Here is a 13,816-nt window from a genome sequence, read left to right on the forward strand (position 1 = left end):
CGCGGTGCGGGCCTCCCGTCAGCCCATCGCGGCGACGAAGGCGGCGGCCCGCTCGGTGATGCCCGCCCAGTCCGCGGCGGCGACCAGTTGCGGCGGAACGACTCCGGTGCCCGCAGTGACGGCGGCCGCACCGGCGGCGAGGTACTCGGCGGCGTTGCCCGCGCTGACCCCACCGGAGGGGACGAGCCGGACGTCGGGGTAGGGGCCGTGCAGGTCGGTCAGGTAGCCCGGCCCGAGACGGCCCGCGGGGAACACCTTGACCGCGGCCGCTCCGGACTCGTGCGCGACCAGGACCTCGCTGGGGGTGAACGCGCCCATGAGGAACGGGATCCCCGCCGCCACCGCGGCCGTCGCCACCGCGGGCCGCAGGCCCGGGGTGACGAGGAAGCGGGCTCCGGCGTCGATCGCGGCCCGCGCGTCGTCGTCGTCCAGGACCGTGCCGACGCCGAGGGAGATCCCCTCGGCGCCGGCGGCCTCCCGCAGGTGGCGCAGGACGTCGGGGGTGGTGAACGTCAGTTCCACGGTGCGGATCCCGCCCGCGGCCAACGCCGCGCACAGGGCCCGGACGTCGGGGATCTCCGGCGCGCGGACGACGGCCACCACCCGGTCGGTGAACAACTGCTCGAGGCTCATGCGGTGACTCCTGTCGAGGGGTGGTGGCGCAGCGCCCGCCCGGGCAGCGCGTCGGTGCGCCGCCCGTCGGCGACGACGGGCTCGCCGCCGAGGAGGACGTGCGGGATCCCGACGGCCTGGCGTCGGGGGTGCTCGAAGGTGGCCCCGGCGGCCACCGTCGTCGGGTCGAAAAGGACGAGGTCAGCGACCGCGCCCGGCCGCAGGACTCCGCGGTCCCGCAGCCCCAGTCGCCGGGCCGGACGGGAGGTCATGCGGGCGACGCACTCCTCCAGCCCGAGGACCCCCTCCTCCCGCACGTAGTGCCCGAGGTAGTGCGGGAACGTCCCCCAGGCCCGGGGGTGCGGGCGGGCACCGACGAGGAGGCCGTCGCTGCCGACGGTGTGGCGCGGGTGGGCCATGATGGCGCGGACGTTCTCCTCGTGGCCGACGTGCTGCAGGATCGTCGTGCCGAGGCGGTCGCGACGCAGGACGTCGACGAACATCTCGAAACCGGTGATCCTCCGCCCCACGAGGTCCGCGAGGTCCGGGAGTTCCGGGTGCCGGACCCCGGAGACCTGCACCGTGTCCCAGTCGGCCGTGACGCCGTGGCAGCCGTCGGACCCCTCGACCTCGAGGGCGTACCGGATGCGCCGCAACGCCTCCGGGTCCTCGAGGCGGAGCAGGGTCGCCTCCGGGCCACCCTCGCTCGCCCAGCTCGGCAGCACCGCCGCGAGGGTGGTGGACCCGGGCAGGTAGGGGTAGGAGTCCAGGGTCACGTCGACACCGTCGGCGAGCGCCGCGTCGACGAGGTCGAGGAGTTCCCCGCCGCGGCCGGCGTTGACGCCGAAGTTCATCGTGGCGTGGGTGAGGTGCAGGGCGCAGCCGGCGCGGCGGGCGACGTCGACGACCTCGGCGTAGGCCTCGAGGGCGCCCTTGCCGTAGGAACGCTGGTGGGGGGCGTAGAAACCTCCGGCCGCGCCGACGACCTCGCACAACGCCACGAGTTCCGCGGTGTCGGCGTACATGCCGGGGGTGTAGGTGAGTCCGCTCGACATCCCGACGGCACCTTCGGCCATGCCGAGTCCCACGAGTTCCCGCATGCGCCGGAGTTCCGCCGCGGTGGCGGGGCGGTCGGTGGTTCCGACGACGACCATCCGCACCGTGCCCTGGGGGACGAGGTAGCAGACGTTGACGGCGGCGCCGCGGTCGACGCGGTCGAGGTAGGCCCCGACCCCGGGCCACCCGAGGTCGTCGTCGGGGATCCCGTTCCACCCCGCGAGCTGTTCGCGCAGGACGGCGAGGGCGGCGGCGTCGACGGGGGCGTAGCTCAGCCCGTCCTGGCCGACGACCTCGGTCGTGACCCCCTGGGTGGTCTTCGCGAGGTGCTGCGGGTCGGTGAGCACGGCGAGGTCGGAGTGGGCGTGCATGTCGATGAAACCCGGCGACAGCACGAGTCCGTCGGCCCGCAGTTCCCGCGCCCCGGCGGTCGTCCCGACGTCCCCGAGTTCCGCGATCCGGCCGTCGACGACGAGGGCGTCTCCGCGGCGGCCGGGTCTCCCCGTGCCGTCGACGATGGTGGCGCCGCGGACGACGAGGTTCACCCGAACACCGTGCGCACCCAGTCGACGAGCACGGGTTGCGGGGCGAGGGCGTCGTCGACGACGGGCAGGAGCTGCCACTTGTCGAACGTCGTGCAGGGGTGGGACAGACCGAGGCGAACGACGTCACCGACCCGCAGTTCCCGGGCGTCCCCGGTCAGGGACAGGAACGTGTGCTGGTCGTTCATCGCGGTGACGGTGGCTCCCTCGAGGGGTTCGGTGTCGCCCGTGGCCGCGCGGCGCACCGCCTGCACCTCGGGGAGCCCTTCGTCGAAGGCGAGGTCGCGCTTGCCCGCGTCGCCGAGCGCGAGGCCCGGTTCGGGGCGGGAGACGATGCGGACCCACCCGTGGAGGGCGGCGCGCAACTCCCCCTCGCTGCCGCGGTTCATCGGGGTGATCCCGCGGTAGAACCCGTCGTCGTGGGCGACGTAGGCGCCGGCGCGCACGACGACGCGCGTCGGGGCTCCGCGCACCCCGTCGGGGTCGTGCACCGCGGCGAGCACGTCGGCCACGGCGTCGAAGTAGGCGCTGCCGCCGGCGCTGACGACGAGGCCACCGGGCACGTCCCCGTGGAGACCCTCCTCCAGCAGCGTCCGGTGCAGCGCGGCGAGGTCGGAGAGGTAGGTGCGGACCACGACGAGGCTCGCGGGGCTCGCGTCATGGGCCAGCGCCCCCTCATAGCCCGCGACCCCGGCCAACCGCAGACCGGGGGTCGCGGCGACCGCCCGGGCGACCTCCACCGCGGCGCCGCGGGAGCGGGCGCCGGTCCGGCCCCCGGTGGCCCCGAGTTCGACGAGGACGTCGACGGGTGCGACGGCGTCGGCGACGTGCGGGGCCATCGCCTCGACGACGTCGACCCCGTCCACCCAGGTGAGGACGCGGGCGGTGCGGGGCCTGCCGAGGAACCGCAGCACCTGCGGGTCGAGGACGGGGTAGGCCGCCAGGACCCAGTCCAGCCCCTCGCGCAGGGCGACGGTGAGCTGCCACCCCGTCGCGACGGTGATCCCGATCGCGCCGGCCTCGAGCTGGGTCCGCCAGATCGAGGGGGCCATCGTCGTCTTGCCGTGCGGGGCGAGGTCGACACCGACCGCGGCGGCCCAGGCGGCCATCGTCGCGACGTTGCGGGTCAGGGCGGTGGCGTCGAGGGTGACGAGCGGGGTGGGGAGGTCGGCCAGGCCGGGGCGGGTCGCCACGAACTCGTCGGCCAGAACCCCCCAGGCGTCGACCGGCACCGCCTTGCCCCCGGCCGGGAGCGCGCCGATCTCCGGGGCGTCGTACACCACACCGACCTCCACTGCGTCGTGACTGCGTTGCGCGCTGTGCAACGGACGTTGCAGCAGCGGTCGACGCCGTTCTAGCATCGCGCCGTGTCCCGGTCAAAGGTCCTGTGCGTCGGCGAGGCGATGGTCGTGCTGACGCCCGCCCAGGACGTCCCCCTGGCCGAGGCGGACCTCTTCGTCCGCACCGTCGGCGGCGCGGAACTCAACGTGGCCCTGACCCTCGCCCGCCTCGACGTGGACGTGAGCTGGCTCTCGCGCCTGGGCGACGACGGGTTCGGTGAGCACGTCCTGGCCCTCGCCGACGGGGTCGGCGTGGACGTCGGCGCCGTCGAACTCGACCCGGACCGGCCGACCGGCCTCTACGTCAAGGCTCCGGGGGTCGCCGCCGACGGGTCCCGGCGCTCGCGCATGCACTACTACCGCAGCGGGTCGGCAGCCTCGGCCCTCTCCCCCGAGTTCCTCGACCGGCCCGCCGCGCGCGCGGCCCTGGCCGAGGCCGACACCGTCCACGTCAGCGGGATCACGCCCGGCCTCTCGGAGTCCGCGGCCGCGTTCTGCGCCGCACTCGCCGACCGGGTGCGGGGCAGCGCCACGACGCTGTCGGTGGACCTGAACCACCGCCCCGCGCTGTGGCGCGGACGCAGCGAGGAACCGCTGCGCCGGTTGGCCGCCGCGGCCGACGAGGTCCTGCTCGGCGCCGACGAGGCGCGGGTGGTGTTCGGGACCGACGACCCGGCCGCGCTGCGCGCGGCCCTGCCGGACGCCCGGCGGATCCTGCTGAAGCAGGAGGAGCACGGCGTGCTCGTGCTCGAACCGGGGAACCCGGACCGCCACGTCCCCGCCCTGACGGTCGACGTCGTCGAACCCGTCGGCGCGGGCGACGCCTTCGCCGCCGGCTACCTCGCCGGCCGCGCCCACGGGTTCGCCGTCGACGCCGCCGTCGGGTTCGGTCACCGCTGCGCCGCAGCCGCTCTCGTGACCCGGGGCGACCGCCCCGCCGAGGTCCCGGCGTTGACGGGGTGAGCCAGTCGCTGCTGCGCGCCCTCGGGCTGCTCGACCTCGTCGCCGGCGGTACGGCGAGCCTGGGGGAACTCGCCGAGGCGACGGGGGCCCACAAGAGCACCGTCCTGCGGTTGCTGCGGGTCCTCGAGGACGCGGGCTACGTCCACCACGACGAGCAGCACCGCTACGCCCTCGGCTCCCACCTGTTCCGCCTCGCCCAGCAGGCCCTGGACTCCTTCGACGTCCGGGCCGTGGCCGCCCCCCGGTTGCGGCGCCTGCGCGACGACGTCGGACAGACCGTCCACCTGGCCGCCTTCGACGGTTCCGTCGCCACCTACGTGGACAAGCTCGAACCCCGCAGCGCCGCCGTCCGGATGGCCTCACGCATCGGGAACACCGCCGCGCTGCACTGCACCGCCGTCGGGAAGGTGTTCCTCGCCGACCTGCGGCCCCCCGACCGGGCGGAACTCGTGGCGACCCTGGAGTTCCCCCGCCTGACGACGAGGACCCTCACCGGTCCCGAGGAACTGCTCGCGGAGGTCGCCACCGTCGCCGAGGCGGGCTGGGCGCAGGACCACGCGGAGAACGAGACCTTCGTCAACTGCGTCGGCGCCCCGGTCCGCGGCGCCGACGGACGCGTCCTCGCCGCGGTCTCGATCTCGGTGCCCGACGTCCTGCTCCCCCACGAGGCCGTCCTCGACCTCGTGCCCGCCCTGTTGTCCGCGACCGCGGACATCTCCCGCTCCTGCGGGTTCCTCGACCACCCCGACGAGAAGGAGAACTCCTGATGACCACCCGCACCGCCGTCACCACGACCGACGCCCCCGCCCCGGCGCACACGTTCTCGCAGGGCGTCCGCAAGGGACCGCTGCTGCAGGTCTCCGGTCAGGGCCCGGTGGACCCGGTGACCAACGAGTACCTGCACCCCGGTGACGTGAAGGCGCAGACCCTGCGGACCCTGCGCAACGTCGACGCGATCCTCCGCGCGGGTGGCGCGAGCTTCGACGACGTCGTCATGCTCCGCGTCTACCTCACCACGCGCGACGACTTCGCCGCGATGAACGAGGCCTACGGCGAGTACGTCGGCGCGCACTGCACCTCCGGTGTCCTGCCCGCCCGCACGACCGTCATGACCGGTCTGCCCCGCGAGGAGATGCTCGTCGAGATCGACGCGCTCGCCGTCCTGGACGACTAGGGGCCCGGACCACCTCGGTGGTCGCCGCAGATCCTCGTGGTTCAAGACGTCGGGTGGGGGTAGGTTCCGGGGTAGGGCCTCGCCACCTGTCGGGTGGCCGGCCGCAGTCACCGGTCCAGCAGCGGGCGCGCCGTCACACCCACCTCGAGGGCACGCATGGACTTCTCCGTCGACCAGCACCGCGAGGGTGACCTCGCGGTCATCTCGTTGCAGGGCAGCCTGACCACCGAGACCACGGACCGGCTCTCCGCGTGCCTCGACACCACGTTGCCCACGACCCGGTCCCTGGTGATCGACCTCAGCCGCACCACCGCGTTGGACGAAGAGGGTCTCTCGGTGCTGCTCGACGCGGAACGCCGGGCACGTCGTCGAGGTGACGCCGTGCGCGCGGCCGGAGTCCACGGCGCCGTCGAGGACGTGTTCGAGGAGTTCGACGCCTGGCGCAGCCTCGGAGGCCACCACACCCTGGACGAGGAGGTGCGACGTCTCCACGCCCGCGACGCGGCCCGTGACTACTTCCGCCCCTCGGTCCCGGCGGGCCTCAACGGTGACCGTCACGGCGCTCGCAGGCCCGCATGACCCTCGCCGACCACTTCCGCGAGGCCTACGTCTTCCACGCCGGCTGGGACGACGCCGACCTGGTGCCCACGACCCTGGCCCGGACCGTCGCCAGCGTGCTGGCGGTCGACGCCGCGAGCATCAGCTTCTTCGGCGGTGACCACCGGGTCCTGCTGGGGGCCAGCACCCCCGAGGCCGCCGCCGCCGAGCAGTGGCAGTACACCCTCGGCGAAGGGCCCTGCATCGCCGCGTTCCAGCACTCCGCGCCGGTCGTGGCCGACGAACCGTCCTTCGCCCGCCGCTGGCCGGCTCTGCACCAGCGGGTCCGTCGGGACAGTCCCTACCGCTCCGTGGTCGCCGTGCCCCTGGTGCTGGGGAGCGGCGGCAGCGGCATCGGTGCGATCGACCTCTACTCCACGGATGCCCAGGTGCGCCCGGGTTTCGACGTGGATTCCGCCCAGGCCGTGGCGGGCATGGCCTGTTCGGTGCTGCTGCAGGCCACCCTGCGAGGTCACACCCGGGCGGCGACCGTCGACGGCGAGGACGAGGAGGTCGAACTCACCCTCCCCGCCGAGTGGCTGGACACGCACGCGGCGAGCCGGCGCTACCGGGTGTGGCTGGCCGTCGGGATCCTCAACTCGACGCTCCAGACCGACACCCCGAGTGCCTTCGCGTTGCTGCGCGCCCACGCCCACTCCCGCGATCAGACGCTGGAGGAGGTGGCCGAGGACGTCGTCAGCGGCCGGACGCCGGTCGCCGACCTCGGGGACCTGCCGCGTTCCTGACCCCCGGAGACCGCCGACCTCGGGGAACCCCTTCCGAGCACGGGCTCGCGACCCCGCGCTAGGTGCTTGCCGGTGACCGCGGGGCCGGGCATGCTGTGCACCGGCTGAGCGGCGACCCGCCGCCGCGCCCCGACGTCGTGGAGGAAGAACCCGTGCTGCGCATCCCCTCGTCCCGCCGGCTGGTCGCCACCCTCACCGCGCTCGCCGCCACCGGTGGCGCCCTGCTGAGCGCCGCCGCACCGGCCTCCGCCGCCACCTGTTCCGACGTCGAGGTCGTCTTCGCACGCGGCACCGGCGAGACGCCCGGCCTCGGCATCGTCGGCTCACCCTTCGTGCGGGCCCTCACGAGCGAGCTGTCGGACCGGACCGTCACCTCCTACGCCGTGGACTACGCCGCCAACTCCTCCCAGACCAGCGCCGGCCCCGGTGCCACCGACATGAGCGCCCACGTGCGCGAGGTGGCCGCGGCCTGCCCCTCGACCCGCTTCGTCCTCGGGGGCTACTCCCAGGGCGCGACCGTCACCGACATCGCCGTGGGCATCCGCACGGGAACCACCACCGGCACGCCCGTCCCCGCCGAGCTGTCCGGTCGCGTCGCCGCGGTCGTCGTGTTCGGCAACCCGCTGGGGCTGAGCGGACGCACCATCGCCACCGCCAGCACCACCTACGGGCCGAAGTCGAAGGACTACTGCAACAGCAGCGACACCGTCTGCGGCAGCGCCCCCAAGACCGGGACGGGTAGCCACCTCAGCTACCCCAGCAACGGGGCCACGACGGAGGGGGCCCGGTTCGCCGCGGGTCTGGTGCGCGCCGGGGGCGGGCCCACCACGCCCACCCCGACCCCCACCCCGACCACGTGCGTGCGCGACAGCACCCGGGCCCACGTCGCCGCCGACCGCGCCGTGAGCCTGTACGGCTACGCCTACGCCCGCGGTTCCCGCGACGCGCTGGGCCTGACCAGCAGCTACAACGTCGTCTCGCTGCGCCAGGTCGACGGCGGCTGGACCCGCGTCACCGCCTGCTGACCGGCACGTCGGTGGACTCCTTCACCCGGGCCGGCCTGGAGTTCTCCACCGGCGACCACGGCCCCGCCGACGGGGACGTGGTCGTCTGCCTGCACGGGTTCCCGCAGGGCCCGGAGGCCTACGACGCCGTCGTGCCCCGGCTCGTGGCGGGCGGGCTGCGGGTGCTCGTGCCCGAACAGCGGGGTTACGGCGCGCGCGCCCGGCCCCGGCACCGCCGCGACTACGCGCTGCCCGAGCTCGTCGCCGACGTCGTCGCGTTGCTGGACGCGGCCACGCCGACCCGGCCGGCCCGGCCGGTGCACCTCGTCGGCCACGACTGGGGCGGGGTGGTCGCCTGGGCCCTGGCCGCGACGCACCCGGAACGGCTCGCGTCCCTGACCGTCCTCTCCCAGGCCCACCCGGCCGCCTACCGGCGCGCGGTGACGTCCTCGACGCAGGGGCTGCGCTCGACCTACGTCGGCTTCTTCCAGCTGCCGCTGCTGCCCGAGCGGTTGCTGCTGGCCCGGGGCGGTGGCCTCCTGTCAGCTTCCCTGCAGCGCAGCGGGTTGCCCGCAGACCTCGCCGCCGGGTACGCCCGCCGGCACAGCGCGCCGGGAAGCCTGCGCGCAGCGCTGGGTTGGTACCGGGCCCTGCCGTTCGCCCGTCCCGTCGGCGACGTCGAGGTGGCCACGACCTACCTCCACGGTCGACGGGACCCGTTCTACGCCCGCGCCGCCGTGGACCGGACCGCCGACCACGTCCGCGGTCCCTACCGCCACGTCGAGCTCGACACCGGCCACTGGGTGCCCGAACTGGCCCCCCAGGCCGTCGCGGACGCGGTCCTGTCCGCCGCGGGCCGGCAGCCCTAGGCCTGCCGGCGCGCGAACCGACCACCACCCACGACCGCGGCGACTCGTCGCGGTCACCCGGTGCGGCGTGCACTTCGTTCAGGACCACATCAGCCGCCTCCCACGACGTCACGGACCTGCCGAGCTGCGCGCGGCCGGTGGACCGTCATCGACAACGCCTTCAGGAGCGGGGCCGTTCCGGTGCAGGCTGGGCAGGCGCAGGCTCAGGGGGCGCAGCCCTGGTCGGTGCAGTCTCAGCAGATCCAGCCCTACCGGCCGCGGGTTGGAGAGGGGAGCGCTCCGCAGGCTTGGCCGGCGGAGCCTTCTCAGGGCCGGGTTCCGGCGACGCAGGTTTCGCGGGCGCGGGTTTCGCGGGCGCAGGTTTCGCGGGCGCAGGTTTCGCGGGCGCGGGTTCAGGCGCAGGTTTGGCGGGCGCAGGCGCAGGTTTGGCAGGCGCAGGTTTGGCCGGCGCAGGTTTGGCCGGCGCAGGTTTGGCCGGCGCAGGTTTGGCCGGCGCAGGTTTGGCCGGCGCGGGCGCGATGGGGCCGTTCTCCGTGGACGTCGTGCGCTCGGGCCGCACGGCCGTGTCGGGCTCCCCCGGGGCGGAGGACGTCGCCACGCTGGTCGGTCCGGCCTCCGGCGTGTCGACCGGGCTGGTCGGGCTGGTCGAATTGGTCGGGCTGCCGGCCTCGGCCGGCGAGGACGTCGGAGACGAGGTGGGGACGGGCTCGAGAACGGGGAGATCGACAGGGCCGCTGCTCGTGGAGGACCGCTGCCCGCTCGTCGGATGCGCCGTTCCCTCGTGCGCTGTTGCCGGGTGCGGTGTCTTCGTCGGCGTGGCCACCGGTGTGGAGGTGGGAGCGGAGGTGGCGGCACTGGTGGGGAGGACGTCAGCGACGGCGTGCGTCGCTGTCACGCTCGAACTCACCCCGATCCCGGTGGCGAGGAGGACGGTGGCGACCTGGCCACCGGCGGTCTGGGCGGCCGCCGAAGCCGTCGACACGGCCTGCGCCGGGATGGACCCCATCCACGGCAGGGCCGCGAGAAGGGTCGCGGGCCCCGCGACGATCCGCAGACGACCCAGGCCCACCGAGAGGAACGCGCGGACGACGTCCGGATCGAACTGGTCCCCGGCACAGCGCGTGATCTCAGCTCGGGCTTGCTCCGCTGACATGGGCTTCTTGTAGGAACGGGCTGACGTGATCACGTCGTAGGTGTCGGCGACGGCGATGACCCGGGCCGCCAACGAGATGTCCGCCCCCGCCAGGCCCCGCGGGTACCCCTGTCCGTCCCAACGCTCGTGGTGCTGGACCACCCCGTCCACCCACGGCCCCAGCCACGACCTCAGGGGTTCGACGAGCTCACCGCCGTGAGCGGGATGGGACTGCAGACGGGCCCACCCCTCCTCGGACGGCCGCCCCTTGGCGTTGATGACCTCGGTCGGCACGTGGATCTTGCCCACGTCGTGCAGGAGCGCCACCCAGCTCAAGCGGTCGACGTCTTCCCCGGACAACCCCAGCTCCCGGCCGATGAGGGCCGCGTAGGCCTGCACCCGTTCGCCGTGGGCACGAGTCGATGCGTCGTGGGCGGCCAGCGCGCTGATCAGGGCCAGGAGCTGTTGCGCGCTCCCGTGCTCGGCGCCCCCGCTGCCTGCGAGCTTCTCCGGTGACCACCGGCGACGGGCGACGGCGAACCGGTTGGGGACGTGGTCGGGCAGCACCAGGCTCAACCGCAGCATGGAGGCCAACGGCAGCAGCCGGCGCAGCCACCGGTTCGCCACGACCATGACCGCCGAGGACAGCGCCACGACGAGCACGAGCCAGACCGCAGCGTTCAGCCGGAGGCGCTCGGCTGGTGCCCACCGCGCGGCCGCGGCCCCGACGACGAGGGCGAAGACCAGCGGTCCGAGCACGGCAACGGCTCGCACACTGCGGGCGAGGACGGGACGGGGTCGCCAGGTCCGCCCGGCCGCTTCGCCGTAGTTCTGGGTGGGGCCCGTGCGCATCCACCTGTTTTCGGGACGAGTTCCCCCTGGGTGAACCGGAGCAGGCGGACATCACCTGATCGGACGACGCCGGCCCAGCGATGATCCCGCGAGGGGGGACTCAGTTCGATCTTCGGCGCGGAGAGGCCACCACCGCGGGCTCGCTCTCGAACCGGTGGACCGGGTGGGAAGGACGCGGAGGGCGGGATCTCAGTTCGTGGCATCCCGCACGGGCCACAACTCACCTCCGAGCCACTGACCCAGGAGGAGTACGAGCACGACCGCCACGACGACGAGCGCACCGACCACTCGGACATCTCTCACGCGAGCCTCCTCGACGACGTACGCAGCCTCGCACCACCTGGTACCCCGTGACCTGCGGCCACCAGAGACCGGATGACCGCGCGGTCATCCCGCGGTGCGCGGACTCGTGCGACACGCCCGGCGACACCTCGCTGTGCTCGTGCTCACCGCAGCGGCCTTCCTGCCCGTCACCGCGTGCTCCCACGGCCTGGACCCGGACAGTCCCACCGCCCTGGCCCTGGAGGCGGTCGACGACCCCGCGGCCATCGCGCAGCTGGCCCAGGACGCTCCCGCCCCACAGGCGGCGATCCTCGACGACGGCCAGGTGAGCGGCCGCGAGTACGAGCGAGCTCTCGCCGCAGAACGCGACTGCGTCAGCGCCGCCGGCTACGAGCCCTCCAGCCTGGCCTGGGGTGATGGAGAGCTGGGCTTCACCGTCACGCTCGGTCGTGCCGGAGTCGTGGCCGGTGGCGTCGTCGATCGACCCGTCCACGACCGAGGACTCGACTTCGCCGGCAACTCGGGCCGCAACCCGCCCTCGTGGACCCAGGACGAGAGTCGCAGGGGTGGCGCCGGGAGCGCTGACCCGCCGACCACGACCTACCGCAGTTCGACGGCGGCGCCGGCCATCCCTTCGGTGCGGGCCCAGGCCAGCGCCTTCTCGGCCGGCAGCGGACGGGCGAAGAAGAAGCCCTGGAGTTCGTCACAGCCCAACGCGCACAACCGGTCCGCGGAGGCGAGGGTCTCCACGCCCTCGGCGACGACGACGAGTCCGAGCTGGTGGGCCAGGGCGATGACCGAGGACACGATGACCTCGTCCTCCGGGTGCGCCACCATCTCGGAGACGAACTGCCGGTCGATCTTGAGTTCGTGGACGGCGAGACCGCGCAGGTGGCCGAGGCTCGTCGAGCCCGCCCCGAAGTCGTCGACGGAGACGCGGATCCCGCGCTCGCGCAGCTTCGCGACCGTGGCCCGCGCGCCCTCGGGGTCGTTGATGATGGCCGTCTCGGTGATCTCGAGCACCAGCGCGGACGGGGTCCACCGGGTGAGGGCCAGGGCCTCCTCGACCACACCCAGCAGGCCCGCGTCGAGGGTGACCGCGGAGATGTTCACCGACATCGAGACGTCGACGCCCTGGGCCCGCCAGGTCGCGGCCTGGCGCAACGCCGTGATGAGCACCCAGCGCGTCAGCGGGTGGATGAGGTTGGTGCGTTCGACGAACGGCAGGAAGTCGGCGGGCAGCAGGAAACCCCGCGTCGGGTGGTTCCAGCGCACCAGCGCCTCGAAACCCACCAACCGGGAACCGTCACCGGAGACCTTGGGCTGGTAGTGCAGTTCGAGCTGGTCGGCGTCCATGGCCCCGCGCAGCTGCCCGAGGAGTTCCAGGCCGCCGGCCGAGTGCGGGTCGCTCGCGGCGTCGTAGCGCAGGACCCCGACCCGGCTCCGCTTGGCCGCGTACATGGCGATGTCGGCGTGCTGCAGGAGTTCCCCGAGGGAGTTCCCGTCGACCCCCGCGACGGCGATCCCGATGCTGCCCTGGAGGTCGATCGGGACGACCCCGGCGTGGAAGCTCCCGACGGAGAGGGCGGCGAGGAGGCGTTTCGCGACGACCTCGAGGTCGTCGCCCGGGCCGGGCGCGGGGACGAGGACGGCGAACTCGTCACCACCGAGGCGGGTCACCGGACCCCGGTCGCCGACGGTGGCGGTGAGGACCCGGGCGACCTGGACGAGGACCTCGTCCCCGGCCGCGTGCCCGAGGGTGTCGTTGACGTCCTTGAACCCGTCGAGGTCGAGGAGCAGCAGCCCCAGACCGCGCCCCGAGGCCAGCAGCGGTTCACCCGACTCGACGAGCGCGCGGCGGTTGCCGAGCCCGGTGAGCGGGTCGGTGCGGGCGAGTTCGTCACGGGCCCGGTCGCGTTGGCGGACGAGGACGGTGAGGAGGACGGAGGCCACCACGATCACGAGCACCGAGGTGGTCCAGGCGATCGAGGCGGCTGTCACACGAGCACCATCGGCACGCGCAGTGACGACTTGAGCCGTCCGGTTCAGCCGAGCGGCGGAACGCTCCAGCGGACCAGCACGGGCCGGCCGTGCTCACGGCCGAGTTCTCCCCAGGTGCCCGCCTCGAGGGCGAACAACGCACCGGCGGTGGGCGAGAGCCCCAGCCAGGTCGCGAGCAGGATGCGCAGGAAGTGCCCGTGCGCGACGAGCACCACGTCACCCTCGCCCTCGGCGGCCTGCGCCCGGTCCAGGACCGCGCGGGCGCGGGCGGAGACCGCGTGCACGGTCTCCCCCGGCGTCTGCCCGGGGACGACACCGTCGTGCCAGACCGACCACTCGCGTCCGAGCTCGGCCGAGATCTCGGCCGTGGTGCGGCCCTCGTAGCCGCCGTAGTCCCACTCGACGAGGTCGTCGTCGATCGTCACGTCGCTCAGTCCGGCGAGTTCGGCGGTGCGCCGGGCCCGCTGGCGGGGACTGACGAGGACGGCCGAGACGCTGCGGTCGGCGAAGACGGGGGCGAGTCCACGGGCCTGCACCTCGCCCGCTGCGGTGAGCGGGACGTCGGTGCTGCCGGTGTGCTGCCCCGAGAGGCTCCACTCGGTCTGGCCGTGACGGACGACGAGGATCGACACAGGGCGACGATACG

Annotated in this window: 13 protein-coding genes; 7 read left to right on the top strand and 6 right to left on the bottom strand. The window is 74.0% G+C overall.

Features of this window, described 5'->3' with window-relative positions; all coding sequences use genetic code 11:
* Positions 1-18 precede the first annotated feature (18 nt).
* From ACFQ46_RS08295 to ACFQ46_RS08305, 3 genes are read right to left on the bottom strand one after another with little or no spacing between them, the layout of a single operon-like run.
* The gene (locus ACFQ46_RS08295; protein WP_380258982.1) at positions 19-633 is read right to left on the bottom strand and encodes a bifunctional 4-hydroxy-2-oxoglutarate aldolase/2-dehydro-3-deoxy-phosphogluconate aldolase; all 615 of its coding nucleotides are present in this window, start codon (positions 631-633) and stop codon (positions 19-21) included.
* The gene (locus tag ACFQ46_RS08300) at positions 630-2,213 is read right to left on the bottom strand and encodes an amidohydrolase family protein (RefSeq protein ID WP_380258984.1); all 1,584 of its coding nucleotides are present in this window, start codon (positions 2,211-2,213) and stop codon (positions 630-632) included. Before ACFQ46_RS08300 ends, ACFQ46_RS08295 begins: the two co-directional genes overlap by 4 nt.
* Positions 2,210-3,490, bottom strand: coding sequence for an amino acid deaminase (locus ACFQ46_RS08305; protein ID WP_380258986.1), 1,281 nt, complete (start codon positions 3,488-3,490; stop codon positions 2,210-2,212). The genes ACFQ46_RS08300 and ACFQ46_RS08305 overlap by 4 nt, the downstream gene beginning before the upstream one ends.
* An 87-nt stretch (positions 3,491-3,577) precedes the next feature.
* Between ACFQ46_RS08305 and ACFQ46_RS08310 the strand changes: the two genes are divergently transcribed.
* The 7 genes from ACFQ46_RS08310 to ACFQ46_RS08340 all read left to right on the top strand — a co-directional run bounded on the left by ACFQ46_RS08310 (position 3,578) and on the right by ACFQ46_RS08340 (position 8,903).
* Complete coding sequence (locus ACFQ46_RS08310) at positions 3,578-4,513, top strand: sugar kinase (protein WP_380258988.1); 936 nt, start codon at positions 3,578-3,580, stop codon at positions 4,511-4,513.
* A complete protein-coding gene (locus ACFQ46_RS08315; RefSeq protein WP_380258990.1) occupies positions 4,510-5,280 on the top strand; it encodes an IclR family transcriptional regulator in 771 nt (256 codons plus the stop codon). Before ACFQ46_RS08310 ends, ACFQ46_RS08315 begins: the two co-directional genes overlap by 4 nt.
* Entirely contained in the window at positions 5,280-5,687 is a 408-nt protein-coding gene (locus ACFQ46_RS08320; protein WP_328292531.1) for a RidA family protein, read from the top strand. The genes ACFQ46_RS08315 and ACFQ46_RS08320 overlap by 1 nt, the downstream gene beginning before the upstream one ends.
* Positions 5,688-5,843: 156 nt before the next feature.
* Positions 5,844-6,266 carry an STAS domain-containing protein gene (locus ACFQ46_RS08325; protein ID WP_380258992.1) on the top strand — a complete coding sequence of 141 codons (423 nt, stop codon included), beginning with the start codon at positions 5,844-5,846 and terminating at the stop codon, positions 6,264-6,266.
* Entirely contained in the window at positions 6,263-7,030 is a 768-nt protein-coding gene (locus ACFQ46_RS08330) for a GAF domain-containing protein (protein ID WP_380258994.1), read from the top strand. The genes ACFQ46_RS08325 and ACFQ46_RS08330 overlap by 4 nt, the downstream gene beginning before the upstream one ends.
* Before the next feature lie 152 nt (positions 7,031-7,182).
* Complete coding sequence (locus ACFQ46_RS08335) at positions 7,183-8,055, top strand: cutinase family protein (RefSeq protein ID WP_380259233.1); 873 nt, start codon at positions 7,183-7,185, stop codon at positions 8,053-8,055.
* A gap of 11 nt (positions 8,056-8,066) precedes the next feature.
* Positions 8,067-8,903, top strand: coding sequence for an alpha/beta fold hydrolase (locus ACFQ46_RS08340; protein WP_380258996.1), 837 nt, complete (start codon positions 8,067-8,069; stop codon positions 8,901-8,903).
* Positions 8,904-9,063: 160 nt separating this feature from the next.
* Here the strand turns inward: ACFQ46_RS08340 and ACFQ46_RS08345 are convergent, their stop codons facing one another.
* The 3 genes from ACFQ46_RS08345 to ACFQ46_RS08355 all read right to left on the bottom strand — a co-directional run bounded on the left by ACFQ46_RS08345 (position 9,064) and on the right by ACFQ46_RS08355 (position 13,802).
* Positions 9,064-10,887 (bottom strand): HD domain-containing phosphohydrolase, encoded by a 1,824-nt coding sequence (locus ACFQ46_RS08345; protein WP_380258998.1) that lies wholly within the window; start codon positions 10,885-10,887, stop codon positions 9,064-9,066.
* An 882-nt stretch (positions 10,888-11,769) separates the two neighbouring features.
* Entirely contained in the window at positions 11,770-13,170 is a 1,401-nt protein-coding gene (locus tag ACFQ46_RS08350; RefSeq protein WP_380259000.1) for a putative bifunctional diguanylate cyclase/phosphodiesterase, read from the bottom strand.
* Between the two features lie 44 nt (positions 13,171-13,214).
* Positions 13,215-13,802: a histidine phosphatase family protein gene (locus tag ACFQ46_RS08355; protein WP_380259002.1), complete on the bottom strand. Its 588-nt coding sequence runs from the start codon at positions 13,800-13,802 to the stop codon at positions 13,215-13,217.
* Positions 13,803-13,816 lie beyond the last annotated feature (14 nt).

Origin of the sequence: Kineococcus sp. GCM10028916 (genome assembly GCF_042674865.1) — a bacterium.
Classification (GTDB): Bacteria; Actinomycetota; Actinomycetes; order Actinomycetales; family Kineococcaceae; genus Kineococcus.

Coding starts and splice junctions, on each gene's coding strand:
- ACFQ46_RS08295 (WP_380258982.1), bottom strand. CDS start 633: ATGAGCCTCGAGCAGTTGTTCACCGACCGGGTGGTGGCCGTCGTCCGC.
- ACFQ46_RS08320 (WP_328292531.1), top strand. CDS start 5,280: ATGACCACCCGCACCGCCGTCACCACGACCGACGCCCCCGCCCCGGCG.
- ACFQ46_RS08325 (WP_380258992.1), top strand. CDS start 5,844: ATGGACTTCTCCGTCGACCAGCACCGCGAGGGTGACCTCGCGGTCATC.
- ACFQ46_RS08345 (WP_380258998.1), bottom strand. CDS start 10,887: ATGCGCACGGGCCCCACCCAGAACTACGGCGAAGCGGCCGGGCGGACC.
- ACFQ46_RS08330 (WP_380258994.1), top strand. CDS start 6,263: ATGACCCTCGCCGACCACTTCCGCGAGGCCTACGTCTTCCACGCCGGC.